Origin of the sequence: Desulforamulus ruminis DSM 2154 (genome assembly GCF_000215085.1) — a bacterium.
Classification (GTDB): Bacteria; Bacillota; Desulfotomaculia; order Desulfotomaculales; family Desulfotomaculaceae; genus Desulfotomaculum; species Desulfotomaculum ruminis.
Genome location: NC_015589.1, coordinates 2,796,872 through 2,822,307, shown reverse-complemented (window position 1 = coordinate 2,822,307; position 25,436 = coordinate 2,796,872). Strand labels below are relative to the sequence as shown.

Below are 25,436 nucleotides of genomic sequence, written 5' to 3'. Positions count from 1 at the left end.
TATTCTTTCTCTAGGGCCATGGAAAGGCCGAATTTATTTCAGGAATGAATGGAGGGGGCCAAGGGACCGGTACTTGTTTCAGACGATGAAAAACCCGGCTGAGAAGTATGCAGATCCTGTGAAGAGGGGATATTCCTAATAAGAATTGAAAAGCGTATAAACAGTCAAACTGTTTATCGTCAGGGGGTATGCAGTTGGGCAGGCGCATCCGGCATATCAACCGGTACCGGGAGATCGCTGCAGCAATGATTAGTCAGGGATTTCATTATATTGTTGAAGAGATGGGCTTAATTGAAAAAGTGCCCTATTATCAACGGTTACGACCGCTGGCAAGAGATAAATCATCCGGGGGTATCGGGGAACGCATCCGGCTGGTTCTCCAACAGTTGGGCCCAACCTATATCAAATTAGGGCAGATTGCAAGTACACGACCGGATATTCTCCCTCCGGCAATCCTTAGTGAACTGGAAAAGCTGCAGGATAAAGTCCCGCCTTTTTCCTTTGCCCAAGTAACTTCAGTGATAGAACAGGAACTGGGAGCTGAACTGGAAGAAATTTTTGAGCAATTTGATCCGGACCCCCTGGCGGCGGCTTCCATCGGACAAGTTCATCAGGCGGTTCTGCGAACCGGTGAGAAGGTTGCGGTAAAAATTCAACGTCCCGGCATTGCTGCCAATATTGAGACCGATTTAGAGATTTTGTATGAACTGGCCCGTCTTGCGCAGCGGCGCTTTCAGTGGGCGGAAGCCTATCAAATTGTGGATATTGTTGATGAGTTTGCGAAATCTCTTGGTAATGAACTGGATTATACCATTGAAGCACGTAATGCGGAAAAAATTTATAAACAATTCCAAGATAATGCTCAAATTTATATTCCTAAAGTATATTGGGATTATTCTAGCAAAAAGGTACTGACTGCAGAATATATTGCAGGCATCAAAATTAGTGAAAGAGATTCTTTAGCCCAACAAGGTTATCATCTTTCTCTTTTAGCCGAGCGTTTTGCCAAAGGGATTTTTCACCAAATTTTTATAGAAGGTTTTTTTCACGGTGATCCCCATCCCGGCAATGTAGTGGTACTGCCCGGAGAGATCATTGCTTTTTTGGATTTTGGTATGGTCGGGCGCCTTAGTCCCGATATGAAATATCATCTATCTTCCATCGTAATCGGTCTTATGCGTCAGAACTCGGATGATTTGCTCAAAACCCTCCTGCGCATGGGGATTGTTCCCGATGATGTGAATATGGTAAAGCTGAGGGACGATATAGAGATATTAAGGGAAAAATATTACGGAGTTCCCCTAAGTCAAATCAGTCTGGGGGAGGCAGTCAATAACATCTTTGCGGTTACCCTGACCCATAAAATAAAAATGCCTGCAGATTTCGCCCTGGTAGGGAAGGCACTGTTGACCATGGAGGGGATTGCTGAGAAATTAGACCCCAAATTGAGTATTCTTGATATTGCCCAGCCCTTTGGACGGAAATTGTTAATGGAACGGCTGCGGCCAATGGGGATGGCTAAAACTTTAGGCAAAAACGCGGCTGATTTTGCTGAACTTCTCTTAAGTATACCTAAGCACTTCCAGGATTTAAGTGCTGTTATTAAACGAGGGCGGTTGGGCCTGGAGGTTTCTGTTCCGGAAATGGAACTCTTTTTAAAGAATCAAGACCGGATGGGGAACCGCTTGTCTTTCAGCATTATTCTGCTTGCCTTTAGTATTATTATGGCCAGTATCATTATTAGCCTGCCGTTGGCCGGCCAATCCTCCCCTTTATGGAAAATTCCCATTGTGGAAATTGGTTTCGGCATGGCTATGCTAATGTTCCTCTGGTTGCTTTATGCCATTGTCCGCTCGGGTAAGCTTTAATTTCCTTAAGCAGCAAATTATCCTATGATAGGCATTAAAACTGAACCGTGGTGATCATGGGCTTACGGAAACGGAAATGCAAAACCTGCTCATGAACTTTAAAGATGATGCAAGGATTGCTTCCTGGGCTCGCGAAGGTGTCGCTGTGTCGGCAAAAACCGGAATCATACCGGGCAATAGCGACCAAGCATTTGCACCTCAAAGTAATGCCTCCAGAGCGAAAGCGTAGTCATTCTAAAAGGGCTACGCAATCTCAATAATACGGAAGAAGGTGTCTCAAAACAGATTTAACCTGTTAGAGATACCTTCTCTTATATGGCGGCATCCCTAGGCCTAAATACGATCAAACTCCATACAGAGGCCGGCCAATTATTGCAAAAACTTTATCATTGGCGGACGATAACTTATAATACTAGTATATATTGCGTATTTTAGAGCCCGGAGAGGTGTTTTTATGTTACCTGTCTATCGTACTGTAAAGCAAATGAGTGAGATAAAGATAGAAATCAACAAATCCCTGTTTATTGCCTATGCCAGCCCTGCCGAAAACGAAGCAGCGGCTGTCAGCTTCATTGGAGAGATTAAAAAGCGGCACCGAGAAGCGAGCCATAATTGCTCGGCCTATGTAATCGGCCGGCGTGCAGAGCAGCAAAAGGCCGATGACGACGGCGAACCCTGCGGCACGGCCGGCAGACCAATATTGGAAGTGATCAATAAGTCCGGTGTTAAAAATACCGTTATTGTTGTCACCCGTTACTTCGGCGGCGTCAAGCTGGGCGCCGGCGGACTGATTCGCGCCTATACCCAGGCCGCAGCCGCCGGGCTGGAAGCGGCCGTTATTGTGGAGAAACAGCTCCATACCCGGCTGGCTATTGAAGTAGACTATGCTTTACTGGGAACGCTGGAAAATCAATTACGGCTTAATCATTATCCCATTGAAACCAAAGAGTACACCGCCGTAGTCAAACTTACCGCCCTGGCCCCCAAAGGCCAGGAAGACAAACTCAGCCAACTGGTGGCCGACTGTACGTCTGCCCAGGCCATTGTCCGGGAAACCGGCGCAATATACCTGGAGGTCATGCCGGAAATATGAGCAAAGACCAAGTCTGCAAGTCCTTCAGAGCGCCGGCGGAAACCTTGATTTTCTTGACCTCAGGAGAAAATAATATTTTAAAGCATGATTCCCATATGAATGATTTCTTCCAGAATTTTAATGGTTTTCTTTTCCGATGGCTGATATTCAACAAGGCATAAGCCAATGATATTTAGTTTTTCATGCAGTTCTTTTAACAAAGTCGAGAGGGTTGTCACTGTTAACCCTCCGGGGGGAGGGACTGGAACATGGGGAAAGGCAACAGGATCAAGTGCGTCCAGGTCGATGTGAACATAAATATTTTGCGACCCTTTGGATTGAATGACATTCATAACATCATCAATCTTAGCTTCAATATCCTCGGTTTTTAACACCGTAATATTTTGTTCATGAATATTGGCAGCTTCCGGGTATAGAGGACTTTGTTGAAGAAAACTGGAAATTCACTTGAAATTGTGGTATCATCTTTTCAAGTGAACTATAGAAAATAAAAAGACTGTAGGTGCGGTAACACCCACAGTCAGGTACAACGGTGTCTCTAAAGGGGCCGGCCCATATGTCTAAATAAGAATAGACCTCCCGCTGCTTGGCTAGGCTCAAGGGAGGTCTACATCTTTCTCTCATGCGACAACATAGCAACGATTAAGATGCCAAAAGTTAGCATCAGCATTAACGCTTCAAATGCTGTCATTAACTCACCCCCTGTCTTAAGGGGATGAGCCAGACCACCCTTGAGGAGCCTTTTCCATTGTACAGGAATATTATACCATAGACCCTTTGACCAAAGTTACTTTTATTTGTTCTAATAAGGAGTTTAGAAGGATTTCTACGGAAGTAAAAAGAGACAAAAAAAGGAAAGCCTTTTATTGGCTTTCCTTTTTAAATACAGTATTATTCGCTATAAAGCTTTGCTCCAACTGTTTATTCGTGCTATCCGACAATTTCAGGTGGGTAGCAATTTCATTCCCTGCCTTTTCTAAAAGCTGTAGGTAATTGGACAGGGCAGGTCTCAATTCTTCAGGGGGATCCGTTAGAAATTTTCCTTGAGGGGCATAGATTTCCCCAATTAAGTCTGTGTGCGTCTTAAGAGCCACCCGCTGAATCCAATGAGAGATTACTTGAAATTCCGTCTGATCGGGATAGCCGCAGTTGGCAATCATGACGAACTTAGGGGTTGTTGTTTCCACGGGCTTTGATGGTTCACTTTTTTCCCTTGATGCTTTCTGGGAATGAGGATTACCCGTCATTGTCAGTCGATCCATAAATACCTTTAACATCCCTGAAATATTTTCAAAATATACGGGTGTGGCTAAAACAATAACTCTTGCACCGCCCACAAGGGACAAAACCTCCATCATATCATCCTCTATTACGCATTGTCCGGGATGATTAAGCCAACAGGAGTGACAGCCTCTACAGTGTTGAATCTCTTTTTGGGCTAAAAAGATGTTTACTGTTTCCGCCCCTGCTGTCCGCGCTCCTTTTAAAAAGGCGCTGACCATAACGTTTGTGTTACTGGCTTCTCCTTTAGGGCTCCCGTTAATGGCTACAATTTTCATGGCTGCGTCTTTTTCCTTTCTTTTAGCTGATGATAGCCCCGCGGATCAAAGGGCTGAAGCTGATCCAGCCATTTTTCCTCAAGCTTTTTTAAAGCGTCTTTGGCATTGAAATAACCTTCTTCCTTTTGCTTCAAAACTTCTAATACCTCAAAAACAAAGGAGTCCGGGCCAAAGGTGTTCCATTCCTGCTGCAGTAATTTATTCTGGTGACAATTATGCTCTAATTGAAAGCGTTGTCCATTCATGATATTAAAATCTAGGCAGCTTTTTAGAAAGACTTTTTCGTTTTGCATGTTTTTAATTTGGAATACACCCGCAGGGGTTTTGTTTTCCTTATATATTTGTTTTAATTCCTTTTTATGATCCATAACGTTCTATCCTTTCCGGGTATTTTTATCCCTTAACCAATATTGACTGCCGTCCGGCTTCCGATTTAAATAACCATGTTCAATTAAATATCTTCTTAAAGTGACGTAATCATCGTCAATGGCTTTTAATATCTCATTCACTTCTTTTTCTCCATAGATTCGGTCCCTTTTAAAGTTTTTAGCAATTTCCTGGAGAGCCATGAGACTTTCCGGTACTAATTGAAAAAACTGTCCATCCTTGGTATCCATGCTGGTTTGGATAACAATTTTTTTCTTTTGAGGGTTGTTATTCTGAAGAGCTTCTTCTGTTTTGAGGATTTCAGTATACAAAGGTTTAAATTCTTTTTTATGATCGCTCATGTTTATCTTTTCCTTTTAATTTTTATTTCTTGAGCCAATATTGACTGCCGTCCGGTTTTCTATCTAAATAACCGTATTCGATTAGGTACCTTCGCAAGGTGACATAATCATCATAAACATCCTTCAATATTTCGTTAATTTCCTTTTCTCCATAGATATATTCCCGTTGAAACCGTTTGGCAATTTGCTGCAGAATAACCAATTTTTGCTTTTCCCTTGAGGGAAAGGTACTTAAAGAGCCGTCTACCCCCTGGGGAAAATATGTCTTTAGTATTTTTTCCCTTTCATCCCGGGTAATATTATAGCGGTCATCTACCATGCGGGCCGTCTGATGAAAATTGATAAAGGCAGGTGCGTGACTGTCTTTTTCTTTTAAAAGTTCCATCATAACTAAAAACACTTTCGCCTGGCGCTCCTTTTCTTTCAATATAAAGCGATGATTACGGATGGTTGCGGCACTGCCGATATTCATTTCCTTCTTAACTTCCTCGTCACTTTTTCCCTGATAAAAAAGTCTCAGAAGGTTGTTTTGATGTTCTGTAAGACCGGTAAATTTTTTATCCAACTGGATTAAATACTCAAATACCGAGCCGTGGGCCTGCTCAATGTGGCTATGCATATATCTGCGGGCTTCATAAAAAATACCCTCCACAGGGTAAACAATCCCTTTCTCGATTTTTTTACCGCAAAGCAGGCAGATGTAATGGTTCTCTTTTTCAATATATCCATTTTTCAGTTCTTCCTGAGAAGCATTCCAAAACAAGTCTGATGTACTCATTAATAGACACAACCTTAAAATGTTTTATTTATTTATAAACATTTTATTATTATGTCTATAAAATGTCAAGTTGAGGAGTAATGCGATGAAATATTAAAGCCCGGAGCTACAATGCCATGGTAGGCTCCGGGCTTAGAAGTATAAGGTTTCTTAAAAACAAAAAAACCCTACCGATTGGCAGGGTTTAAATTCTTGGTTGCGGGAGAAGGACTTGAACCTTCGACCTTCGGGTTATGAGCCCGACGAGCTACCAACTGCTCTATCCCGCGACAACTTGTTTAGTATACCATTAATATGAGTCTTTGTCCAATTAATTTTTTTAAAATTAGATGGTCTGCGCAGTTAACCTGAGAAAATGGGTAAAGCTTTACGAGAAATTAACCGTTCCGGTCGATGGTGATATAGAAGGAAGCGTATGTATTCTGAAGCACCTGGAAGAAGGACATTTGCTGCAGTCCGGTGAAATTTTAGTGGCAGCCACCACCAATATCGGATGGACCCCCCTTTTTCCAAGGGCTGCCGCCCATTATTACCGACATCGGCGCGCCTTTGTCCCATGCCGCTATCGCAGCCAGGGAGCTTGGCATTCCCGCTGTGGTGGGCTGCGGTAATGCCACCATAAGGCTTAAGACGGGGATCGGGGATGGTAGACGGCGGACAGGGAAGTTGTACAGATATTGAAGCAAATCTAGTTGTTTAATTGAAAAGGGCGCTGAAAAACGAGCGAAGCCGGCTTGTGTTTGATATTTATACAGAAAACAAGTTGGCCGCGCTCTTATTATTCGGAAAATACTGTTAATTAAAATGGTGATAATGGCAAATAATTATACACTAACGGTTTGTCAAATGAAGAAATTTAATCAAATAATGACTAATTTTTAGAACAAGTAATGTGTGTAATACATAAACTATCAGAATCAAAAAATACGGCCGAATATCAAATTGCGCCCGGTTTAAAAAAGTAATAGTATACGAAAAGGAGATTATTATCCACTCAGAGAGGACAAAGAGAGGGTGGGGGGATCTCGTACATAAAGATTAGGGAGGTCGTCCGAGGAAGATGTTCAAGAAAAGGTATATGGCGCTTGTGGCTGTTCTGCTGGTGGCGGTGATGGCCCTGGCCGGATGCGGCGGCGGTGGCGAGGAGAAAGACGCCTCGAATTCCCAAGCATCCAACGTGATTAAAATCGGGGTTTATGAACCCCTTACCGGCACCAATGCTGCCGGCGGACAGATGACGGTTGAAGGGATCAAACTGGCGAATCAGTTATTTCCTGAAGTGAACGGCAAAAAGGTAGAATTGTTCATTGTTGATAATAAGAGCGAAAAACAGGAAGCGGCCAATGCGGTCGAGCGGCTGATCAGTAAAGAGAAGGTTGACGTAATTATCGGCAGCTACAGCAGTTCCCTTTCCATGGCCGGCGGTCCCATTGCCAAAGATGCGGGAGTTCCTGTTATTGGCTGCTCTCCCACCAATCCCGCAGTTACTCTGGATAACGACTATTATTTCCGGGTCTGCTTCATTGATCCCTTCCAGGGAACCGTAATGGCAAACTATGCCGTTGAAAAACTGAATGCCAAAACTGCGGCCATCATTCAGGATGTGCAGCAGGACTATTCCGTAGGTTTAAATAATTACTTTGAAAAATCCTTTAAGAAGCTGACCGGGAATGAAGAGGCCATTGTAGCCAAAGTGAACTACAACAGCGGCGATAAAGATTTTTCTTCCCAGTTAACCACAGTAAAAGCTAAAAATCCCGATGTAATTTTTGCCCCCGGCAATTTCATGGAATGCGGTATTCTGGTTCAGAAGGCCCGTGAGTTGGGCATTACCTGCCCCATTCTGGGCGGCGATACCTGGGAGGCTGAAGAATTCCTGAACAGCGTGAAAAACACCCAGGATATTTATTTCAGCACTCATTTTGATTCTGAACATCCGGTAACCGATATGTCCACCAAGTTTATGGAAGAGTACCAAAAGGCTTATCCGGATAAACAGGTCAACGCTTTTGGCGCATTGGGCTTTGATGCTTATATTTTAGCCTTGGATGCCATTAGCAAAGCCGGTTCCACCGATCATAAGGCCATCCGGGATGCCCTGGCCGCCACCAAAGACTTTAAAGGAGCCACCGGTCTGATCACTTTGGATCAAAACGGGGATGCAACCAAAACGGCCATTATCAAAAAAGTTGAAGGCGGCAAATTTGTTTACGAGGGTAAAGTTGACCCTAAATAGTGAAAGTACAACCTAGGTCACCAGACTCCTCTCCCGCTTGCGGGGGAGGAGTTCATGCTGTTTAGATGGAAGGGGCTATTTTCAATGACTGGAGAAGTGTTTCTTCAAAACCTGGCCAACGGTATTTCTTTGGGGAGCTTGTATGCTCTGATTGCCATTGGCTACACCATGGTTTACGGTATCCTGCGTCTAATTAACTTTGCCCATGCGGATTTATTAATGGTAGCCGCCTATGTGGCTTTTTACGGTATCTTACTTTTTTCCTTACCCTGGTGGCTGGCCTTTGCCCTGGCCGTAATCTTTACGGCTTTACTGGGGATGAGCATTGAGAAAGTGGCTTACCGTCCCCTGCGGGACGCACCGCGTATATCTGTCTTAATTTCTGCCATCGGTGTTTCCTTTCTTTTGGAAAACCTGGGCATTGTGGCCATCGGGGCCCGGCCAAAAACCTTCCCGCGGCCGGAATCCATGGTTTGGAACATAAATGTAGGAGACATTTCTTTCCTATCATTAACCGTGATTATTCCGGTGGTTACCATTCTGCTGTTGGTGGCGGTTACCTATCTGGTGAATAAGACCAAAACCGGCACCGCCATGCGGGCTGTTTCCAGAGATTTTGAGGCAGCCAGTTTGATGGCCATTGATGTTAATAAAGTTATCAGCACGACCTTTATTGTTGGTTCCGGGCTGGCCGGGATCGGAGGGATTATGTGGAGTTTACAATACCCTCAGATTGATCCTTTAATGGGCGTTTTTCCCGGGCTGAAATGCTTTATCGCAGCGGTTATGGGGGGGATCGGCAGTATTCCCGGAGCTATGCTGGGAGGATTTATTCTGGGGATGGGTGAAGTGTTCCTGGTGGCTTTCATGCCTGAATTGTCAGGCTACCGCGACGCCTTTGCCTTTGTTGTTTTAATTTTTATCTTATTGTTTAAGCCCACCGGAATTCTGGGTGAGAATGTAGTAGAGAAGGTGTAGCCCATGGACAGCAGACAGGGTATCAAAAGAATTTTAAGTATTGGACTGATTGTATTTAGCGGTGTTTTAATTTTTATTGCTCAAATGTATCTGGACAGTTTTCAGGCCAGGGTGTTGAACCTGGCAGCCATTTTTGTTATTTTAGGCGTTAGCATGAACCTGGTCCTGGGATTTACCGGGATGTTCTCCCTGGGTCACGCCGGTTTTATGTGTGTGGGCGCCTATGTTTCCGCCGTATTAACCATGTCGCCGGCCAGCAAAGAGCTCATTTATTATATGGAGCCCATTATTTCACCCCTGGGTCAAGTGCACTGGCCGGTCCTGCCGGCCATTCTGGCAGCCGGTTTGGTGGCGGCCTTATTTGGATTTATCATTGGTTTTCCCGCTTTGAGATTGAGGGATGACTATTTGGCCATTGCCACTTTGGGTTTTGGGGAGATTATTCGCATCATCTTCACCAATACCATCAGCATAACCAACGGCTCCCTGGGTTTAAAGAACATCCCTGCCATTAAAAGCATGTGGGTTTACTGGGGATTTGCTATTGGCACCATCTGGATTTTAAAACAACTGATTAACAGCAGTTGGGGTTACGCCTTTAAAGCCATCCGGGATAATGAGATTGCCGCCGAGGCCATGGGCATTGATATTTTTAAACACAAGCTGATGTCCTTTACCATCGGGGCTTTCTTTGCCGGTATTGCCGGGGCTTTGATGGGCCACCTGATTACGTCTATTGATCCAACTATGTTCAGATTTTTATTTACCTTCCAAATTTTATTGATTATTGTTCTGGGAGGCCTGGGCAGCATTACCGGCTCGGTCATTGCCGCCGTGGTTGTGACGGTAATGATGGAAGTGCTGCGTTTTGTGGAACAGCCCATGGACTTCTTCGGAGTGGTGATACCGGGGATTCCCGGCATGAGAATGGTTATTTTTTCTCTGCTCTTGCTGGGGGTCATTTTGTTCTATCGTCAGGGCCTGATGGGCACCCGGGAGTTTAACTGGAACTGGGTTTTAGATAAACTGGGCGTTGGTAGAAACCGTAAGGAAAAGGGGGTTCGATCCGATGGGTAATCCGGTACAGGACAGCATATTATTAACAGACAATATCACCATGCAGTTTGGCGGGTTAAGGGCGGTATCCGATTTAAACCTCAGTATACAGCCTAAACAAATTGTTGGCTTGATTGGTCCCAACGGGGCCGGCAAAACCACGGCCTTTAATATGATTACCGGGGTGTACAAACCCACCAGCGGCCAGGTCCATTTTAACGGCAGCGATATCACCGGGTTAAAGCCCAATCAAATTACCGACCGGGGCATTGCCCGCACCTTTCAAAATATCCGTCTTTTTTCCAGTATGACGGTATTGGAAAATGTTATGTTAAGTAAGCATGTGCGTTTAAAGGCCAACCCCATTGAAGCTATTTTGGGGCTGCCTAGATACACCCGGGCCAGAAAACGCCAGTTTCAGGAATGCATGGATCTGCTGGAGCAGGTTCAGTTGGCCGACCTGGCCCAGGAAAAGGCTACCGCCTTATCCTACGGCAAGCAGCGCCGGCTGGAAATTGCCAGAGCCCTGGCCACCCAGCCGGCCATGATTCTGCTGGACGAACCGGCTGCCGGCATGAATCCCCAGGAGTCCCTGGAATTGATGGAGTTCATTGCCAAAATCAGAGATCAGTTTGGCCTTACGGTATTAATGATCGAGCATCACATGGAAGTGGTGATGGGCATCTGTGAGCAGATTGTGGTGCTGGATCACGGGGAAACCATTGCCCGGGGGACGCCGGTAGAAATTCAAAATAACCAGCAAGTCATTGAAGCTTATCTTGGGGCGGTGGAAGAAATTGCTTAAGATTGAAGATTTGCATGTTTATTATGGCGGCATTCATGCCCTCAAGGGAATTCACCTGGAAGTGCCGGCCAATAAAATTGTAACCCTGGTGGGAGCCAACGGGGCGGGTAAAAGCACCACCCTTCGGGCCATCAGCGGGCTGGTACCCATTACCCGTGGTAAAATTACTTTTCAGGGTGAAGAGATAACCAAAACCAAGACGGTGGATATTGTAAAGAAAGGCGTTACGCTGGTTCCCGAAGGGCGAAGAATTTTTGCCAATCTAACGGTTTTGGAAAATTTAAATATGGGTGCCTTTGCCCGTAAGGATAAGGAAGAAATTAAAAAGGACATTGAAAAAATTTATGCCATGTTTCCCCGTTTAAAGGAACGGGAATGGCAGGCGGCGGGGACCCTCTCCGGCGGGGAGCAGCAGATGCTGGCCATCGGCCGGGCCTTAATGTCCAGGCCCACTTTGCTCATGATGGACGAGCCTTCCCTGGGTCTGGCTCCTTTGCTGGTGAAGGAGGTTTTTAAGATCATCAGGGACATTTATCAGGACGGCATGACCATTCTTTTAATTGAACAGAATGCCACAGCCGCCCTGCAGGTGGCTGATTACGGTTATGTCTTGGAAACCGGCAATATTGTTCTGGAAGGACCGGGAAAAGAATTGGCGGCCAATGATGAGGTGAGGAAGGCTTATCTGGGCAAGGCCTAGGGCTGATCCATAGAAACCATAAAAAGGAAGATTTCTGCCAATGCCGGCAAAAATCTTCCTTTTCTTTATTTGTAAAGCAAATGCTCAATATATTTGGGTAATACAAAGGCAGCCTGGTGAATCTCCGGGGTATAGTATTTCGTATGTATATTCAACATCCTGTCCGGATCAATGTTGGCCAAGTCGTACTTTTTCGAACCGACGGTAAAGCTCCAAAAACCGGCAATATAACTGGGTTCACAGGTTAAATAAGGTCTGGTTAGGGGGAAAACCTTCCCCATGCTGCGGACTGCTTCTCTAAAATGAGAACTAAAGGTTGGAGAACCGGTTTGGGAAACCATAAGGCCATCTTCTTTTAAAGCTTTGAACACATCCTGGTAAAAATTCCTGGTGAAGAGATCCAGGGAAGGACCGCTGGGGTCCGTACAGTCCACCAGAACCACATCGTAATGGGAGTGATATTCCTGAATATATTTCAGTCCGTCCGTATAAAAAAGGTTCATCTTGCTGGAACTTAGAGCCCCGCTTATTTCAGGCAGCCACTGCCTGCAAACCTCGATGACCCGTTGATCAATCTCCACCAAGTCAACGGACTTTACGGAAGGATGTTTCAATATCTCCCGGGCTGCGCCCCCGTCTCCGCCGCCGATAATCAGTACCCGTTCCGGTTGGGGATGAATCATTAAAGGTACGTGAGCAATCATCTCATGATAAATAAACTCAAATCTCGTGGTGGTTTGTACAACATTATCCAAAAGGAGTGCGCGGCCCAGTTCCGGGGCTTCCACAATGGCAATTTCCTGGTAGGGGGTTTGTTCACGATATAAAACCTTATTTAAGCGCCAGGATACTTTGTAATCATCGGTGTGATTTTCGGTAAACCAGAAGTCCAGCATACAATTCCCTCCTTAATATGTTGTCGAATCATTGAATCACCTTGTATAATGGAGTCCGGAAAGGGCTCCATTACCTTTCTCCCGATTATGGGTTAAAATGTTGTCTGCGCTGTGGATTGGTTTGATCACCTACAGCGGTACGGCCGACTGGTTATACCTTAGAGGCTACAACCACAGCTTCATGCTCATTTGTTTATCGGTTGGATAGCGCATTGGACGCTTCATATCGGACAAGGATACATTCAGCATGAAGTGCGTGGACACACAGCGCCAAAATCAATCAATGGGAGATGATTCTTTGATCTACGTGGGTATCGATGTAGCGTCCCGGAAACACGACTGCTGCATCCTGAATCGCGATGGCTCCGCCCTCTTTGAAAACTTCACCTTTACCAATGACCGCAACGGTTTTGAGACGCTGATAAGCAACATCGTTTCCTTAAAATCGGCTTCCGGATCTCTAAACGTAAAAATAGGGCTGGAATCCACCGGCCATTTCAGCACGAATCTCACAAACTTTCTCATTGGACAGGGGTTTGAAGTCACTACCTTCAATCCCCTCCATGTCAATCTATACCGTAAGGCACAGACTCTGAGAAAAACCAAGACCGACAAGTCGGATGCAAGATTCCTGGCTGCCATGCTCTTCTCCGATGACACCAAGCCCTATTCTCCCGCATCATATCATATCTCCGAGCTGAAAGCACTAACCCGGCACCGGTTTCGTATGCTTTCTATACGCTCTAAACTGAAAACGTCCTATAACCGGCAGCTTACGATCCTCTTTCCGGAGCTTCATACGGCCGTCTGGTCCATCCATCAGAATTCTTGTCTTGCCCTCCTCAGCCAGTTCCCCTCCGCTCAGGCCATCGCCCAATGTCATTTGACTCGCCTTACGAGCCTCCTTGCAGAAGCCTCACAAGGAAGGTATGGCAGAGAGAAGGCGATCCAGATTCGTGAGCTTGCCAAGGTTTCTATCGGTTCCTGCTCTCCTGCGCTCAGCTTCGAGCTGGTCCAGACGATTCAAACCGTCCGTTTTCTCCAGACTCAGATCTCTGCCATCGATGCCCGTATCAGGGAGGTTATGGTGGCGCTTGATTCTCCCATTCTCACGGTACCGGGCATATCTTATACCCTTGGAGCCATCATCCTGGCCGAGGTCGGCGACATTACTCGCTTTGCCACTCCGGCTAAGCTCCTTGCTTTTGCCGGTCTGGACCCTTCTACTTATCAGTCCGGTAAGTTCTCCGCCAATTCCACTCCGATGGTCAAGCGCGGTTCCTCTTATCTCCGCTGGGCTTTAATAAACGCCGCTAGACTTATTGCCATGCGCGACCCCACCTTCAAGTCTTATATGGCGAAGAAAAAATCCGAGGGTAAGCATCAATTTGTCGCTTTGAGCCATGTCGGCAAAAAACTTGTTCGTGTGATCTTCAGTCTGCTTAAAAACAACTCCATTTTTATCCCTCAGGCCTAACCATTCCTTTCTCTTTTTGCTGCCGGATATCCCGACAGTTTGCTTAAGCATGCCTTTTTTCGCTACTACTTTTTTACTTCCTTCTCTTATTTTTCTCTTGACTTCATATAGTTGGTCTCCTCAAAGTAAGTACCAAAACGTTAGTTATTATATCATTTATAAAATCGTTCTCAAAATGCCATTTTATTGTGAAATATTTTGATATATTTAGTATCGCTTATAAGGTTGCGGCTTACCAAATTATCCAGTTCTTTAAGCGGGATAGGGACCTTTGAAAAAAACTTATGTTTTAGAGATAAAAAATAGGGCTCGGCTTGTGTACTTTGCTTCTGTTATGCAAAGACGAAACCGGACCCGGACCCGGACCCTTAAGAGCAACTGCTTATTTAAAGTTCCAACAGTTATATTCAACTTCTTTCACGTTGAAGCGGGCATAGGGATAGTCCCCCGCTGCCAAATGCCAGACGCCTTCCCCATAGGTTGGAAGCTTTACCCCGTTGATCTCGGCGTAATCTCTGACCGGAGTTGACCATCTGACTCTTTGATAGGATTGGCCTACCGTGGTATAGTACCGATCGTCGGTAATAAAATTGGTTAGTTCTCCCCGGGTATTAAAATATAATAAGGCAGATACTTTGCACCCGTTATCGTTAAAAGTGCCTTTAGCCGTCCAGGCATCCACGGTTTCCCATTGGATTCTTTTATCAATCAGGGTGGCGGGCGCCATTAAACACATATCGTTAAACAAGGTGACCGTTTCACTGATATCCATTTCCGGGCCTTTGGCATCGGCCACTGTAAATAAAGATGCCAGTTTAATCAGCATGTTGCCCTTGCCGTTCTTGTAGGAATCCAGACCGACGATGGGCAGGCCGAACATTTTGGCCTGGATCAGGAACATGCGGGTAGGAGATTCATCAAAAAAATTATATTGCTGGGTTTTAATCTTAAGCCAATCTTTTTGAGGATCCATCTTCATTTCACCCTCAAAGGTAATTCGAACATTTTGTATTTTTTCTTTACCGTACACACCCACATAGGCAAGATACTTTTGAACCGGTTCCGGCAAATGCCGGCTATCATTTTCAGTTACAATAAGGTTTTCCGATCTTTTAATACGATTTAAACCCTGCACAACCTCTTGTTTATAGATCCTTTTTATGCCCCGGGATTGATAGATTAAGACAAGGACGATCAAGAACAAGAAAAGGAAAAAGATCAGTTTCTGATCCATGGGATCACTCCTTTTTCAATGCTTATGAAAAACTTGACCCGAGGGTAATTTGCTAATGTTATCATGCCACAATCCCAATGATTAAACAAAAATTATTTTTAATTAGTATTGGGTGGCTGGAGGAGAGTTGGGGTGTTCCCCGGTTGTCAATTTAAAAGGAATAGAAAAGGAACCATATTGCATCTCCAACGTCTAATTAGGTAAGCAAATTTTTATCAGCCGGGGAGGGATTTCATTTGAGACGAAAATCCTTAGGGTTTTTAGCCATAATTTTTTTAGCCGTTGGAGTATTTTTGCCGGTAGCCGCCTTTGGAGCCACCAGCAGCTTAAAAATTGGTCTGCCCAATCAACAGGTGGAGGATATCCAGGTTACGGAAACAAAAGAAGAGGTGTTTAAAAAGAAGGGCACCCTGGATTTTGTTTTGCCCAAGGGGGTTACCTTTACTTCTATGCCGGTGGTTGAGGTTTCGGACGGGGATTTGAAAATTGATTCCATCGACAATGATTTTAATTCAGAGGGAAGAGAGTACATTGCAGTGAAAGTGAAAAGTGAGAGCAGTGTGCCCAGTACCATTAAAATTTCCGGCATCCGGCTTACGGTGGATCGTTCGGTTCCGGACGGTCCGGTGTATCTGGAGCTTTCCGGGGAGGCCATCAATGAAACGGCCTCGGTTTTTCCCGGAAGTGACGTCTTTAAAATACAGCTTGGGGAGGTTGTTGGCTTAACCTCGGATCAATCGGTTGCTTTCAGTGTTGGCTCCCAGGTTTATTATGATAACGGCCAGGCCAAGGTAATGGACGCGGTTCCTTATATTAAAGACAGCAGAACCTTTGTACCCCTTCGTTTTTTACTGAACGCCTTTGGTATAGAGGATGAAGCCATTGCTTTTGACAACGGGAAAGTAACCATTCATAAAGGATCTCAAACCATTGAATTGTTTGTGGCCCAAAAACAAATGATTTCCGACGGCAAGACCGTGGCACTGGATGTTTCTCCGGAAGAACAGCAGGGACGGGTCATGTTACCTGTACGGGCTGTGGCAGAAATTTTGGGGGCTCAGGTTTATTTTGCAGAGGATCAAATTATTATGACCATGGCGCAGTAATTGAGCAGGAGCGATACCGCCTCTTTAAGGGCGGTATTTTTTATGCCGGAGATGAATGGAAGGGTTATGATTGTAATGGATTCCTGCAGGAATATATTCCATAAAGTAGAACTTATAGACAATAATCGACAAATAAAAGAGAGGAGCCTGTCTGTGGCAGAATATAATTGGGCAAATGCGATTAATTTATTAAAAAGTGTTAAAACATTACTTGGATCAGAATACGCAGTGGTTGTAAGTGATCTGGAAACCTTTAAATACTACGAACCGGGTACTTCTCTCGATCACGGTGTAAAAGCCGGAGATCCCATTAAACCGGGAAGCATGACTGAGAGGGTGCTTCAGGAGAAAAAACGTGTTGTAACCAAAATCAGTGATACCAGCCTTTACGGGACGGCCTATTTGGGTCTGGGTTGTCCCATCTATGATACGGAAGGCAATGTCATCGGCAGTGTAAGTGTTTTCCAACCAACCACCACCCAGGATATTCTGGTGGAGAATGCCCGAAAATTGGAAGAATCGCTGGATGTCATTGGACAAACTACCGGTGGTTTAACCGCTACCTCCCAGCAGTTGGCAGCCACGGCGACCAATTTGTCCGGACAGGCGGATTCCATTAACCATAGTGTACAAAAGACCGATGCAGTGCTGAACTTAATTAAGGAGGTGGCGGCTCAAACGCATCTGCTGGGCTTGAATGCAGCCATTGAAGCGGCCCGGGCCGGGGAACAGGGCCGGGGTTTCAATGTGGTTGCGGAAGAAATTCGTAAATTAGCGGCCAGGACCACCGGGTCCGTAAAGGAGATTGCGGAAACGCTGAACGTCATCAAAGAGGCCATAGGCGATTTAAGCGGTCAAATCCACCAAATCGCTGCGGCTTCCGAAGAACAAACCGCTTCCGTAGAGGAAATTTCCGCTTCAGTTAATGAGATTGTTTATATGTCCAAAGAGTTATATCATATTGCCGAAAGATTAAATAAATAAAGGATTTCTATTTCCTTTATTCATTAAATTGGTTTTTTGTCCCAAAAATCAGCCCCTGGGCAGGTTCTCCCAGGGGCTGGCGGTAATTAGTCTTCGGATCGACAAACTCCAAAGCTGCCTCCGCATAACAATAAAATAAGAATTAAAAAGATGATAAAAGACATGTTACCCAAACCACCGCCACAACCATCATCACAGCCACCATATCCAAAGCCCATTGTATAGCCCCCTAAAATTTATTCGAGCCTTTTTACCCGATGGTTATTATATGGAGGCTTTGATTGAATCGTTACAGCCCATCATGGAAATACTAAATTTGCCTAAGGGCAAATATATTCTCCGTTTAGGCCCGGTCTCATTGTGCCGGGCCTATAAATATTTTCCTATAAGCAAATATCCGTGCTTTTATATATATTGACAGGCTTTGCCGCGTTTCCGAAAGGGATGGTTGACAAACCGTAATGCCGGAGTATACTACAAAATAAGTGACTTATTCTCAGGGCGGGGTGAGAGTCCCCACCGGCGGTATCCCAATGATCAATGGGGAGCCCGCGAGCGCCCTTCTTTTTTGAAGGGGTCAGCAGAACTGGTGAGAGGCCAGTGCCGACGGTATAGTCCGGATGGAAGAGGATAAGACAGTCAGCCTATAAACCTCAGTCAACCTGAGGCATGTTTGTGTTGCTTGGTGTTTGCTGCCTGTCTCATTGCCCCGATTCTGGTAGGTCCGACTATTCTATAGGAGGCGTATTACTTTGAATCAGACTTTACTAACCCAATTTGGTAACCCGGAGGAGCGGGTCGAGAGGGCTCTGGACGCACTGCGCCAGGGCCGTGGTGTTCTGGTAACCGATGATGAACAACGGGAAAACGAAGGGGATATTTTCTTTGCTGCGGAGTCTCTGACGACTGGTCAAATGGCCATGTTGATTCGTGAAGGCAGCGGGATTGTCTGTCTTTGTCTGCCGGAGGAAAAAGTTCGGGCTTTGGAACTGCCCATGATGGTTCAAAACAACACCAGTTCTTTTCAAACGGCTTTTACGGTTTCCATTGAAGCCGCCCGGGGAGTTACTACCGGAGTGTCGGCCGCTGACCGGGTTGCCACGGTAAAGGCGGCCGTTGCCGATCAGGCAGGCCCCCAAGACCTTCGGCGCCCCGGCCACGTCTTTCCTTTAAAAGCCAAGCCGGGTGGGGTGCTGGAACGTCCGGGCCACACCGAAGCCAATGTTGATTTAATGCGGCTTGCCGGATTAAAACCTTACGGTGTACTGTGTGAGCTTACTAACCCGGATGGTACCATGGCCCGTTTACCGGAAATTTTGGCCTTCTCCGAAAAAAATGATATGCCGCTGGTTACTGTAGAGGATGTAATCCGTTATCGGGAAATGAACGAATAAAAGGATAAGAGAAATGTCTTTCCGGCATTTCTCTTATCGTTATTTTTGCAGTTTAAGGATTTTGTAGGACCTACAGATAAAAGGAATTGGAAATTCATATAATAATGACAGGGAGGGATTTATGTGAACTTTCAAGAGCTTATTCAAAAAAGATACAGTGTCCGGGCTTATAAAAGCGATCCGGTTCCCCCGGAGGCGCTGCAGCAGGTTCTTGAGGCGGCACGCCTTGCGCCCACTGCCGTAAACAAGCAGCCTTTTCAGTTGATTGTAATTCACACAGAAGGCAGGAAAGAGGAGTTAAAGCGTATTTATAAAGGCAATTTTTTCAGTGAGGCACCGGTATTAATTTGCATCTGTGTGATTCCTGCCCAGGCCTGGTCCAGAAAAGACGGAAAGAACTATGGCCTGGTTGACGCAACCATTGCTATGGATCACTTAATTCTGGCGGCAACAGAGCTTGGGCTTGGGACTTGTTGGGTGGCTGCTTTTGACCCGGATGCCGCCCGTGAAATTTTGGGACTACCCGATGAGGTTGAGCCAGTTGCTTTCACTCCATTGGGGTATCCGGTGGACACGCCCACCCACACCAGCCGCAAGCCCTTGTCCGAATTGGTAAGATATGAACGCTGGTAATTTCCTCTGTTTATCGTTTCATGGTACATTATGTAGAGTCACCCGGAAATGGGTGACTTTTCTTGCTAAGGTCTCTTTTCAGCAAGAATTTCTAAGGAGTTGGCGATTCTTTTCATGATACACAGGAAAGGGATGGTTAGACCGATGGAAGTTAGCATGAATAAGCCAATTCCAGCATGTCCGTGATGATATCGATGAAAATAATGCATCCAAACACCTCCTTAGACTTTAGTTTTAACTTTTCTATAAAAGAAAAACGGTAAAGATATTGGGAATTGGACCATTTCCTTTCTTAAATTATAAGGGATTTATAAATCTTTTACCCAACCTTGTATTTTCGTTGATTGATCGATAAAATAAGGCCAATAGATTTTACCGGGAGGTTGCTTACATGGATATAATGAATATTTTGTATTTTCTCGGAGCATCTGTCTTGCTTACGCTGATGCCCGGCCCCGATATTCTTTTTGTTATTACTGAAAGTATATCGAAAAGCCAAAAAACCGGAATTTTTATAGCTCTTGGATTATGTACCGGTCTGATTGTGCATACAACGGCTGCGGCTTTGGGAATTGCGGCGGTATTGTATCATTCGGCGGTAGCCTTTCAAGTGGTTAAGTTTGCCGGGGCCTTGTATCTTTTTTATCTTGCCTGGCAGGCCTTAAGGGAGAGAGGAAACAGCAAGGAAGAGGTTCTTTCCGCCTCTGCACAGCAAACTTTTTTTGCCCTGTATCGCCGTGGAATTTTCATGAATCTTTTGAATCCAAAGGTCAGCCTCTTCTTTTTAGCCTTCCTGCCGCAATTTGTTTCACCCCGGGCAGGTTCAGTAGCATTACAAATGGCCTTGCTGGGAGTCCTTTTTATGCTGCAGTCCTTGGTTGTTTTTACGACAGTTGCCTTGTTGGCCAATCGATTTGGTAAATATCTCTTCAATCATGAAAAATCAGCTCTTTGGATCAATCGGGCTAAAGCCGGAATATATACTTTCTTAGGTGCCCGCCTAGTGTTTTTAAGCAAAGAATCATAATAGAGAGACTCAATCATACTGTATCCGTCGGCTTTCTATAAGCTGCCCATGACCGCTTCAATGCTTTTTAATAAACGGTGTTCTGCTACCGGCTTAATTACAAAATCCCGGGCACCTAGAAGCAAACACTCTTTAAGATAGGCAGATTGCCCCATGGATGTAACCATAATGATTTTCGCTTTGCCGTCAATACAAAGAATTTCATTCAGAACTTGTACCCCGGTGATGTCCGGCAGATTGATGTCCAGAATAACCAAGTCCGGTTGAAGCTCCGGATACATGGCAATGGCCTCGGAACCATTGGTCGCTTCACCCACTACCTCATGATTATGGCTGGTAAGGATGCTTTTAAGAAAAGTTCTTTGTAATAAACTATCATCCACGATAAAAAAACGGTGACGCATTTTTATACCCCCATTAGAAATTTAATGGCGTTAAATTAAGTTAACCTTCAAATGGAATGGATGTCAATGGTTAAGGGACAATATTGTTATGTCAATAAAGATATTAAAATACTAACCCCTGGCCGCAGCCAGGGGTTTTTCAAAATCGAACTTCCAGGGCGCCCAAGCACCTGACGGTAAAATCCGAGACGGATTAATCTGGGGCCGTGGAATCCTCTTTGCTCCATAATATGGAAGTCAAGTTCTGTGTGTTACAAGGTTGCTGGTACTTTATATTTTTTATCCTGATGGTAAAACACGTATATAAAAACTCAAAGGAGGGTTTATGACGCTGGAAAATTCCTGGTTTAAGGAAATCCCTGTTACAATTACCGTCTGCAATGCAGAGGGGCCAGAAGAAAGATAAAGGAGATGCTGGAAAAGCAGACCAGCAATTATTATATCATTCAAGAAGAAGGAAAAAATTTTATTTATCCAACCCCATGGTATCAAGAGGGAATTTTTATGGGAATTACCGAGATGGTTTTGAAGTTCCTCCGGAGATCCCTAATTTTGTTCGTAAATAAACCAATCATACGTGGAAGATTTGGGGGGGCAATGGCAGAAGCGAAAATAGGGATGCAATTTTTTACAGTTTTAATGTTTAATAACCATTGATAAGTGGAATCTTAGTAACAGTTTCAGTATCCATTTGATCTGTAAAGTCATAGCCTAGGCTAAAGAATTAGTTTCAGATCAATTCAGAGGGGAGTTGTTTCGTCATGCCTGATTTTGGCAATCCCTTTGCGGGCTTTGCGGCCAAACAAAAGCTGACCCAAGGGGAATTAATCCGGGCCATAAGGTTCTTAGTGGCTGCGGAGTATGAAGCGGTGCAGCTTTACATGCAGTTGGCCGAATCCACCGACCACACCTTAACCCAAGAAGTACTCAAAGATATTGCTGATGAGGAACGGGTCCATGCCGGCGAATTTTTAAGATTGTTAAAAGAACTGGCCCCGGATGAAGAAAAGTTTTACCAGGAAGGCGCCGAAGAAGTGGAAGAAATGATTAAAGAAAGCCAAAAGAAGAACAAATATTAGCAGGCCACCAAAGAAGCAGTAAAAAACCTGGCTTCCTCAACCTTATCAGGCAGGAGGCAGCCAGGTTTTTACTGCTTTATTTCCAGGGTTTTAAATAAAATAATGAGCGTATGATGCGAAAACGTAGACCGGAAGAGCGCCAGGGTTTTTCACAGAAATGGGGTGCCTCCCCGCCATGGGAATGGACTGCGGTAGTTTTATTATTTTTCGTCTGTTTAAATTTTAAGGCATTTAAATTAGGTGCGGCTTTGGAATTTTCCTTCTCGCCCAACCTTGCTCCGGTGCTGCGCCGCCTTTCTTCTTTCATGTCCTGAGCTGCTTTAAGATTTGGGCACTGAGAGTACCTGCCGGAGACACAATACTTATTCCACCAGTTTTCAGGCACCGATACGGAAGTACGGGCAAAACCGCTGCTTCTCAAGGCATCACAAGCACAGACGCCGGTTGCATGGGGACAATTCCTCATGATGATTACACTCCGTTTTTAATTATGTTAACCCCAAATTTTGGACAATGCAACACCTTATTCCATGGTTTTGCTTTAAATCTAAAAATGTTGCAAAAAGTAATAAAAAGTATATCGCCAAAATGGTATGATAATAAGCAATATTATTTTTAGCACCTGTATTTAATAGCAATGGAGTAGTGGATCAATGAATGCTCTGGAACTAAAAGAAGCAATGTTTCAAACCCGGCTGGAGATCTTTGAATTAATGTATCAATTAAAAATCAGTTCTTGTGAGACTGAAAAAAAGGAAATTACTAAAAAGATTAAAACCTTGCAAAGGCTGCATTACTGGCAAATCAGACAATTAATGCATCTGGAAGAAAAAAATTAACTCTTGTAGCGAACTGGACTTTTTGTTATGATACTTTTGGCCAGCAGAAAAAAATCAGTTCCTGCTTTGTGCGTTGCTTGTTGATTTTTAAACCACAGTGTGTTTTAAGGGAGCTTCGCTTAAACCGTGTATACCAGGCCGCCGGAGAGTGGAAGGTAGAAAGGGTTTAGAGGGCACCCACCTGTGAGAAGCAGGTATTAAAAACACCAGGCGGACGGCTAAGCGGGTAGCATGTTAATCCCCGGGGTATGGATGACCCCGGGGATATTGTTTTTAGAAAAGATGAATTCTCCCGGGCGCAACAAGTTAAAATAAATATGCCGGACAATCAAAGGCCGTAATAGGATTAAAAATTTATGACAAGGGGTGGAGTAATGGCCCACAGCAGTGAAGCGGCAATTAAAGCGGCCCTTTTGGCCAACGGTGTGATCATGCTGATGAAATTGGGCGGGGCGATTCTCAGCGGCAGTGCTTCCATGATGGCTGAGTTTAAGCACTCGGTGGGGGATTGGGCCAACGGCTTTTTTCTTTTGATCGGCATCAGGCAATCTCAACGTCCGGTGGATGATCGTTATCAGTTCGGACATGGCAAGAGGGTCTTTTTTTGGAGTTTTATTGCCAGCCTGGGCATGTTATTTATTGGTGGAGCCTTATCTATCTACGGAGGAATTGAAAAAATAATTCATCCTGAACATTTGAAATATATTGGTCTTAATTTAGGCATCGTTGGCATCAGTATTTTGTTTGAATGTTACTCCATGTATATGGCGGTAAAGGCGATCATGCAGGAAAGTGGAGAATCGGCAAGGGGAATAAGCATGTTTTGGCGGGTATTTTCTGTACTGGCCAAAGCTACTCCGGCCACGCGCTTTATCTTTTTAGAGGATACAGCGGCCTTAATGGGGCTGATTCTGGCGGGCAGCGCCATTATTTTATCGGTTTTAACGGGAAATATTCTTTTTGACGGACTGGCTTCTATTTTAATTGGCATGATGCTTTTGTTGATCGGCTTGGCTACGGCCAGGGAAAATGTTGCTGCAATCTTGGGTGAAGCGGCTGATCCGGCCTTAATACGGCAGGTGGGGGATTATGTCTTAGCTCTGGAGGGGGTTAAGGATGTTCACAGCATACGATCCATGTGCATTGGTCCTAAGAAGTATCTGGTGGAGCTGATTATTGAGGCCAATGAGCGGCTCTGCCTGACGGAGTGTGATCGTATCAATCAGAGGGTTTCAAGGTTGTTAAAGGAACAGTTTGAAGAAGTGGCTCATGCTTTGGTGAGCATCATCAGTGATAATCATATGAAAGACTGGGCCGGTAAGCCTGTCTTACCATAAGTTTCAAGCAGCCGGGATAACTTCCGGCTGCTTTTTTATGCCTACAATGGCCCGGTTTTTGTGTTAAAATGGGGTTATTCAAGAAGCGGGGGAAAACCATGATCTTGGTGAGTGCTTGTTTGGCCGGTGTAAAATGCAAATATCACGGTGGTGATAACCGGGTGGAGGAAATTGCCGGGCTGGTTGAAAGGGGCAAGGCCATTGCCTTATGCCCGGAGGAACTGGGGGGGATGGGCACGCCCAGGGAACCGGTGGACATCGAAACAGAAGACGGGTTTGCGGTTCTGGCGGGTACAAGCCGGTGCCTGTCGGAAGACGGCCAGGATGTAACGGATCTGTTTGTTAGGGGAGCGCAAAAGGTGCTGGAGATGGCCCTGGAAGCCGGTATACAACTGGCCATTCTAAAAGAGCGAAGTCCCTCCTGCGGAAGTTCAAAGATCTATAATCGGACTTTAGAAGATCACGCAGCGGACCGGCGCACTCTGGTGCCAGGGATGGGCGTTACCGCTGCCCTGTTGACCCAACATTCTATTAAAGTGATTTCCGAAGAAAAATTGACCCGCCAGATATTGCAGGATATTGCTGAAGAACATTTTTAATTTTATTTTTATAGTGATTGATCTTCTTTTAGGGGAATAATAAAAATTAACTTAGCCCCGAAGGAGATGAAAAGATGTCTAAACAGCAGGACCAGGAATTAAAGGCACAGGTTCAGGCCTTGATTGATCAGACCAACGGATTAAAAGATTATGGGATTAAAACTCTGGTGCAAAAGGGAGAAGTACATCTGTCGGGAATGGTGGATACGCTTCACGAAAGAAGACAACTGCAGGAATTGGTATCTCGGGTTTCCGGAATTAAAAGCATTGAAAACGGGGTAACCATCAGCACGGACGGTCAGATTAATGATGGTGAGGTCACGGCGGAAGTTTATCAGGAAATGGCCCATGGGAATGTAAATTTAAAGCATATCGGGGCCGAAACCGTAGGTGGAACGGTATTCCTGCGGGGACGGGCCAATAACTCGGAGGAAATACAGAATGCCATGGAAGCGGCAACCAGAGCCCGGGGAGTCAGGGACGTAATTAATCAAGTGCAGATGGTTGAAGAGGAAGATGCTTCTCTGAAAGAGATTTTTCATAGTCAGGTCAACAATGACCGTGAAGAAAAGGATGTAAAAGACGGGCTGGATATTGAAAATACACTGATGTAGTTAACGGGAACC

The 25,436-nt window shown here is 45.0% G+C and carries 31 protein-coding genes, 1 tRNA gene, 1 other RNA gene, 1 pseudogene and 1 riboswitch; of the genes and pseudogenes, 21 read left to right on the top strand and 13 right to left on the bottom strand.

The genetic code is table 11. The annotated features are described in order from the left end of the window. Positions 1 to 188 precede the first annotated feature (188 nt). The 3 genes from DESRU_RS13925 to DESRU_RS13920 all read left to right on the top strand — a co-directional run bounded on the left by DESRU_RS13925 (position 189) and on the right by DESRU_RS13920 (position 2,961). Positions 189 to 1,868 carry an ABC1 kinase family protein gene (locus tag DESRU_RS13925; RefSeq protein ID WP_041275429.1) on the top strand — a complete coding sequence of 560 codons (1,680 nt, stop codon included), beginning with the start codon at positions 189 to 191 and terminating at the stop codon, positions 1,866 to 1,868. 76 nt (positions 1,869 to 1,944) lie between these two features. Then, positions 1,945 to 2,097: an S-layer homology domain-containing protein gene (locus tag DESRU_RS21815; protein ID WP_081462020.1), complete on the top strand. Its 153-nt coding sequence runs from the start codon at positions 1,945 to 1,947 to the stop codon at positions 2,095 to 2,097. Between the two features lie 225 nt (positions 2,098 to 2,322). After that, positions 2,323 to 2,961: a YigZ family protein gene (locus DESRU_RS13920; RefSeq protein WP_013842727.1), complete on the top strand. Its 639-nt coding sequence runs from the start codon at positions 2,323 to 2,325 to the stop codon at positions 2,959 to 2,961. A 77-nt stretch (positions 2,962 to 3,038) separates the two neighbouring features. On the opposite strand, the gene DESRU_RS13915 is transcribed toward DESRU_RS13920, so the two are convergent. From DESRU_RS13915 to DESRU_RS13890, 7 genes are all read right to left on the bottom strand, one after another. Beyond that, positions 3,039 to 3,404 (bottom strand): arginase family protein, encoded by a 366-nt coding sequence (locus DESRU_RS13915; protein ID WP_081462019.1) that lies wholly within the window; start codon positions 3,402 to 3,404, stop codon positions 3,039 to 3,041. A 164-nt stretch (positions 3,405 to 3,568) separates the two neighbouring features. After that, the gene (locus tag DESRU_RS21810; RefSeq protein WP_419763399.1) at positions 3,569 to 3,652 is read right to left on the bottom strand and encodes a putative holin-like toxin; all 84 of its coding nucleotides are present in this window, start codon (positions 3,650 to 3,652) and stop codon (positions 3,569 to 3,571) included. A 172-nt stretch (positions 3,653 to 3,824) separates the two neighbouring features. Next, the gene (locus DESRU_RS13910; protein WP_013842726.1) at positions 3,825 to 4,520 is read right to left on the bottom strand and encodes a flavodoxin family protein; all 696 of its coding nucleotides are present in this window, start codon (positions 4,518 to 4,520) and stop codon (positions 3,825 to 3,827) included. Further along, on the bottom strand, positions 4,517 to 4,888 hold the full coding sequence (locus DESRU_RS13905; RefSeq protein WP_013842725.1) for a GIY-YIG nuclease family protein: 372 nt from the start codon (positions 4,886 to 4,888) through the stop codon (positions 4,517 to 4,519). Before DESRU_RS13905 ends, DESRU_RS13910 begins: the two co-directional genes overlap by 4 nt. Before the next feature lie 6 nt (positions 4,889 to 4,894). After that, complete coding sequence (locus DESRU_RS13900; RefSeq protein ID WP_013842724.1) at positions 4,895 to 5,248, bottom strand: DUF2087 domain-containing protein; 354 nt, start codon at positions 5,246 to 5,248, stop codon at positions 4,895 to 4,897. A gap of 22 nt (positions 5,249 to 5,270) precedes the next feature. After that, positions 5,271 to 6,026, bottom strand: a complete 756-nt coding sequence (locus DESRU_RS13895) for a DUF2087 domain-containing protein (protein WP_013842723.1) — start codon at positions 6,024 to 6,026, stop codon at positions 5,271 to 5,273. Between the two features lie 193 nt (positions 6,027 to 6,219). Then, positions 6,220 to 6,295, bottom strand: a tRNA-Met gene (locus DESRU_RS13890). A gap of 126 nt (positions 6,296 to 6,421) precedes the next feature. On the opposite strand from DESRU_RS13890, the pseudogene DESRU_RS13885 reads away from it, so the two are divergent. The 6 genes and pseudogenes from DESRU_RS13885 to DESRU_RS13860 all read left to right on the top strand — a co-directional run. After that, positions 6,422 to 6,718: pseudogene (locus DESRU_RS13885) on the top strand (PEP-utilizing enzyme); the annotation flags it as partial. Positions 6,719 to 7,086: 368 nt separating this feature from the next. After that, positions 7,087 to 8,262, top strand: coding sequence for an ABC transporter substrate-binding protein (locus DESRU_RS13880; protein ID WP_013842722.1), 1,176 nt, complete (start codon positions 7,087 to 7,089; stop codon positions 8,260 to 8,262). An 84-nt stretch (positions 8,263 to 8,346) separates the two neighbouring features. Continuing rightward, positions 8,347 to 9,240 carry a branched-chain amino acid ABC transporter permease gene (locus tag DESRU_RS13875; protein WP_041275796.1) on the top strand — a complete coding sequence of 298 codons (894 nt, stop codon included), beginning with the start codon at positions 8,347 to 8,349 and terminating at the stop codon, positions 9,238 to 9,240. Positions 9,241 to 9,243: 3 nt separating this feature from the next. Further along, positions 9,244 to 10,317 carry a branched-chain amino acid ABC transporter permease gene (locus tag DESRU_RS13870; RefSeq protein ID WP_013842720.1) on the top strand — a complete coding sequence of 358 codons (1,074 nt, stop codon included), beginning with the start codon at positions 9,244 to 9,246 and terminating at the stop codon, positions 10,315 to 10,317. Next, positions 10,310 to 11,101, top strand: a complete 792-nt coding sequence (locus tag DESRU_RS13865) for an ABC transporter ATP-binding protein (RefSeq protein ID WP_013842719.1) — start codon at positions 10,310 to 10,312, stop codon at positions 11,099 to 11,101. Before DESRU_RS13870 ends, DESRU_RS13865 begins: the two co-directional genes overlap by 8 nt. Beyond that, positions 11,094 to 11,801 (top strand): ABC transporter ATP-binding protein, encoded by a 708-nt coding sequence (locus DESRU_RS13860; RefSeq protein ID WP_013842718.1) that lies wholly within the window; start codon positions 11,094 to 11,096, stop codon positions 11,799 to 11,801. Before DESRU_RS13865 ends, DESRU_RS13860 begins: the two co-directional genes overlap by 8 nt. Positions 11,802 to 11,866: 65 nt before the next feature. On the opposite strand, the gene speE is transcribed toward DESRU_RS13860, so the two are convergent. Next, positions 11,867 to 12,697, bottom strand: coding sequence for a polyamine aminopropyltransferase (gene speE / locus DESRU_RS13855; RefSeq protein ID WP_013842717.1), 831 nt, complete (start codon positions 12,695 to 12,697; stop codon positions 11,867 to 11,869). A 298-nt stretch (positions 12,698 to 12,995) separates the two neighbouring features. Here speE and DESRU_RS13850 point away from each other — a divergent pair, with 298 nt between their 5' ends. Then, positions 12,996 to 14,174 carry an IS110 family RNA-guided transposase gene (locus tag DESRU_RS13850; protein WP_041275794.1) on the top strand — a complete coding sequence of 393 codons (1,179 nt, stop codon included), beginning with the start codon at positions 12,996 to 12,998 and terminating at the stop codon, positions 14,172 to 14,174. Between the two features lie 382 nt (positions 14,175 to 14,556). Here DESRU_RS13850 and DESRU_RS13845 read toward each other — a convergent pair whose 3' ends face one another. After that, positions 14,557 to 15,408, bottom strand: a complete 852-nt coding sequence (locus tag DESRU_RS13845) for a DUF6544 family protein (RefSeq protein ID WP_013842715.1) — start codon at positions 15,406 to 15,408, stop codon at positions 14,557 to 14,559. 236 nt (positions 15,409 to 15,644) lie between these two features. On the opposite strand from DESRU_RS13845, the gene DESRU_RS13840 reads away from it, so the two are divergent. Further along, entirely contained in the window at positions 15,645 to 16,514 is an 870-nt protein-coding gene (locus DESRU_RS13840) for a stalk domain-containing protein (RefSeq protein ID WP_013842714.1), read from the top strand. A 153-nt stretch (positions 16,515 to 16,667) separates the two neighbouring features. Next, a complete protein-coding gene (locus tag DESRU_RS13835) occupies positions 16,668 to 17,498 on the top strand; it encodes a methyl-accepting chemotaxis protein (RefSeq protein WP_013842713.1) in 831 nt (276 codons plus the stop codon). 86 nt (positions 17,499 to 17,584) lie between these two features. Here DESRU_RS13835 and DESRU_RS21530 read toward each other — a convergent pair whose 3' ends face one another. After that, positions 17,585 to 17,716, bottom strand: coding sequence for a hypothetical protein (locus DESRU_RS21530; RefSeq protein ID WP_273483391.1), 132 nt, complete (start codon positions 17,714 to 17,716; stop codon positions 17,585 to 17,587). Between the two features lie 270 nt (positions 17,717 to 17,986). Then, positions 17,987 to 18,134: riboswitch (FMN riboswitch) on the top strand. A 116-nt stretch (positions 18,135 to 18,250) separates the two neighbouring features. Between DESRU_RS21530 and ribB the strand changes: the two genes are divergently transcribed. Both ribB and DESRU_RS13825 read left to right on the top strand, forming a co-directional pair. Then, the gene (gene ribB, locus DESRU_RS13830; protein ID WP_013842712.1) at positions 18,251 to 18,892 is read left to right on the top strand and encodes a 3,4-dihydroxy-2-butanone-4-phosphate synthase; all 642 of its coding nucleotides are present in this window, start codon (positions 18,251 to 18,253) and stop codon (positions 18,890 to 18,892) included. A 123-nt stretch (positions 18,893 to 19,015) separates the two neighbouring features. After that, on the top strand, positions 19,016 to 19,525 hold the full coding sequence (locus DESRU_RS13825) for a nitroreductase family protein (RefSeq protein ID WP_013842711.1): 510 nt from the start codon (positions 19,016 to 19,018) through the stop codon (positions 19,523 to 19,525). Positions 19,526 to 19,590: 65 nt separating this feature from the next. Here DESRU_RS13825 and DESRU_RS20920 read toward each other — a convergent pair whose 3' ends face one another. Then, positions 19,591 to 19,734: a hypothetical protein gene (locus DESRU_RS20920; protein ID WP_013842710.1), complete on the bottom strand. Its 144-nt coding sequence runs from the start codon at positions 19,732 to 19,734 to the stop codon at positions 19,591 to 19,593. A gap of 182 nt (positions 19,735 to 19,916) precedes the next feature. Between DESRU_RS20920 and DESRU_RS13820 the strand changes: the two genes are divergently transcribed. Next, on the top strand, positions 19,917 to 20,552 hold the full coding sequence (locus DESRU_RS13820) for a LysE family translocator (protein WP_013842709.1): 636 nt from the start codon (positions 19,917 to 19,919) through the stop codon (positions 20,550 to 20,552). Between the two features lie 35 nt (positions 20,553 to 20,587). Here the strand turns inward: DESRU_RS13820 and DESRU_RS13815 are convergent, their stop codons facing one another. After that, the gene (locus DESRU_RS13815; protein WP_013842708.1) at positions 20,588 to 20,956 is read right to left on the bottom strand and encodes a response regulator; all 369 of its coding nucleotides are present in this window, start codon (positions 20,954 to 20,956) and stop codon (positions 20,588 to 20,590) included. Between the two features lie 761 nt (positions 20,957 to 21,717). Between DESRU_RS13815 and DESRU_RS13805 the strand changes: the two genes are divergently transcribed. Continuing rightward, the gene (locus tag DESRU_RS13805) at positions 21,718 to 22,035 is read left to right on the top strand and encodes a ferritin family protein (RefSeq protein WP_013842707.1); all 318 of its coding nucleotides are present in this window, start codon (positions 21,718 to 21,720) and stop codon (positions 22,033 to 22,035) included. Positions 22,036 to 22,111: 76 nt separating this feature from the next. Here DESRU_RS13805 and DESRU_RS13800 read toward each other — a convergent pair whose 3' ends face one another. Further along, positions 22,112 to 22,501: a hypothetical protein gene (locus tag DESRU_RS13800; RefSeq protein WP_013842706.1), complete on the bottom strand. Its 390-nt coding sequence runs from the start codon at positions 22,499 to 22,501 to the stop codon at positions 22,112 to 22,114. A gap of 187 nt (positions 22,502 to 22,688) precedes the next feature. On the opposite strand from DESRU_RS13800, the gene DESRU_RS13795 reads away from it, so the two are divergent. The 5 genes from DESRU_RS13795 (at position 22,689) to DESRU_RS13780 (ending at position 25,424) form a co-directional block, all read left to right on the top strand. Further along, on the top strand, positions 22,689 to 22,874 hold the full coding sequence (locus DESRU_RS13795; RefSeq protein ID WP_013842705.1) for a hypothetical protein: 186 nt from the start codon (positions 22,689 to 22,691) through the stop codon (positions 22,872 to 22,874). A 55-nt stretch (positions 22,875 to 22,929) separates the two neighbouring features. Then, a non-coding RNA gene (ssrS, locus tag DESRU_RS20335) (6S RNA) lies at positions 22,930 to 23,107 on the top strand. A gap of 141 nt (positions 23,108 to 23,248) precedes the next feature. Continuing rightward, positions 23,249 to 24,211 (top strand): cation diffusion facilitator family transporter, encoded by a 963-nt coding sequence (locus tag DESRU_RS13790; RefSeq protein ID WP_013842704.1) that lies wholly within the window; start codon positions 23,249 to 23,251, stop codon positions 24,209 to 24,211. Between the two features lie 98 nt (positions 24,212 to 24,309). Then, complete coding sequence (locus DESRU_RS13785) at positions 24,310 to 24,810, top strand: 2-thiouracil desulfurase family protein (RefSeq protein ID WP_013842703.1); 501 nt, start codon at positions 24,310 to 24,312, stop codon at positions 24,808 to 24,810. 74 nt (positions 24,811 to 24,884) lie between these two features. Then, positions 24,885 to 25,424, top strand: a complete 540-nt coding sequence (locus DESRU_RS13780; protein WP_013842702.1) for a BON domain-containing protein — start codon at positions 24,885 to 24,887, stop codon at positions 25,422 to 25,424. Positions 25,425 to 25,436: the final 12 nt, after the last annotated feature.

Excerpts from the sequence above, each read along its gene's own strand:
- DESRU_RS13925 (WP_041275429.1), top strand. The coding sequence starts at position 189 with ATGCAGTTGGGCAGGCGCATCCGGCATATCAACCGGTACCGGGAGATC.
- DESRU_RS21815 (WP_081462020.1), top strand. The coding sequence starts at position 1,945 with ATGCAAAACCTGCTCATGAACTTTAAAGATGATGCAAGGATTGCTTCC.
- DESRU_RS13920 (WP_013842727.1), top strand. The coding sequence starts at position 2,323 with ATGTTACCTGTCTATCGTACTGTAAAGCAAATGAGTGAGATAAAGATA.
- DESRU_RS21810 (WP_419763399.1), bottom strand. The coding sequence starts at position 3,652 with ATGACAGCATTTGAAGCGTTAATGCTGATGCTAACTTTTGGCATCTTA.
- DESRU_RS13910 (WP_013842726.1), bottom strand. The coding sequence starts at position 4,520 with ATGAAAATTGTAGCCATTAACGGGAGCCCTAAAGGAGAAGCCAGTAAC.
- DESRU_RS13905 (WP_013842725.1), bottom strand. The coding sequence starts at position 4,888 with ATGGATCATAAAAAGGAATTAAAACAAATATATAAGGAAAACAAAACC.
- DESRU_RS13900 (WP_013842724.1), bottom strand. The coding sequence starts at position 5,248 with ATGAGCGATCATAAAAAAGAATTTAAACCTTTGTATACTGAAATCCTC.
- DESRU_RS13895 (WP_013842723.1), bottom strand. The coding sequence starts at position 6,026 with ATGAGTACATCAGACTTGTTTTGGAATGCTTCTCAGGAAGAACTGAAA.
- DESRU_RS13880 (WP_013842722.1), top strand. The coding sequence starts at position 7,087 with ATGTTCAAGAAAAGGTATATGGCGCTTGTGGCTGTTCTGCTGGTGGCG.
- DESRU_RS13875 (WP_041275796.1), top strand. The coding sequence starts at position 8,347 with ATGACTGGAGAAGTGTTTCTTCAAAACCTGGCCAACGGTATTTCTTTG.
- DESRU_RS13870 (WP_013842720.1), top strand. The coding sequence starts at position 9,244 with ATGGACAGCAGACAGGGTATCAAAAGAATTTTAAGTATTGGACTGATT.
- DESRU_RS13865 (WP_013842719.1), top strand. The coding sequence starts at position 10,310 with ATGGGTAATCCGGTACAGGACAGCATATTATTAACAGACAATATCACC.
- speE (WP_013842717.1), bottom strand. The coding sequence starts at position 12,697 with ATGCTGGACTTCTGGTTTACCGAAAATCACACCGATGATTACAAAGTA.
- DESRU_RS13845 (WP_013842715.1), bottom strand. The coding sequence starts at position 15,408 with ATGGATCAGAAACTGATCTTTTTCCTTTTCTTGTTCTTGATCGTCCTT.
- DESRU_RS21530 (WP_273483391.1), bottom strand. The coding sequence starts at position 17,716 with ATGGGCTTTGGATATGGTGGCTGTGATGATGGTTGTGGCGGTGGTTTG.
- DESRU_RS20920 (WP_013842710.1), bottom strand. The coding sequence starts at position 19,734 with ATGCATTATTTTCATCGATATCATCACGGACATGCTGGAATTGGCTTA.
- DESRU_RS13820 (WP_013842709.1), top strand. The coding sequence starts at position 19,917 with ATGGATATAATGAATATTTTGTATTTTCTCGGAGCATCTGTCTTGCTT.
- DESRU_RS13815 (WP_013842708.1), bottom strand. The coding sequence starts at position 20,956 with ATGCGTCACCGTTTTTTTATCGTGGATGATAGTTTATTACAAAGAACT.
- DESRU_RS13805 (WP_013842707.1), top strand. The coding sequence starts at position 21,718 with ATGCCTGATTTTGGCAATCCCTTTGCGGGCTTTGCGGCCAAACAAAAG.
- DESRU_RS13800 (WP_013842706.1), bottom strand. The coding sequence starts at position 22,501 with ATGAGGAATTGTCCCCATGCAACCGGCGTCTGTGCTTGTGATGCCTTG.
- DESRU_RS13795 (WP_013842705.1), top strand. The coding sequence starts at position 22,689 with ATGAATGCTCTGGAACTAAAAGAAGCAATGTTTCAAACCCGGCTGGAG.
- DESRU_RS13790 (WP_013842704.1), top strand. The coding sequence starts at position 23,249 with ATGGCCCACAGCAGTGAAGCGGCAATTAAAGCGGCCCTTTTGGCCAAC.
- DESRU_RS13785 (WP_013842703.1), top strand. The coding sequence starts at position 24,310 with ATGATCTTGGTGAGTGCTTGTTTGGCCGGTGTAAAATGCAAATATCAC.
- DESRU_RS13780 (WP_013842702.1), top strand. The coding sequence starts at position 24,885 with ATGTCTAAACAGCAGGACCAGGAATTAAAGGCACAGGTTCAGGCCTTG.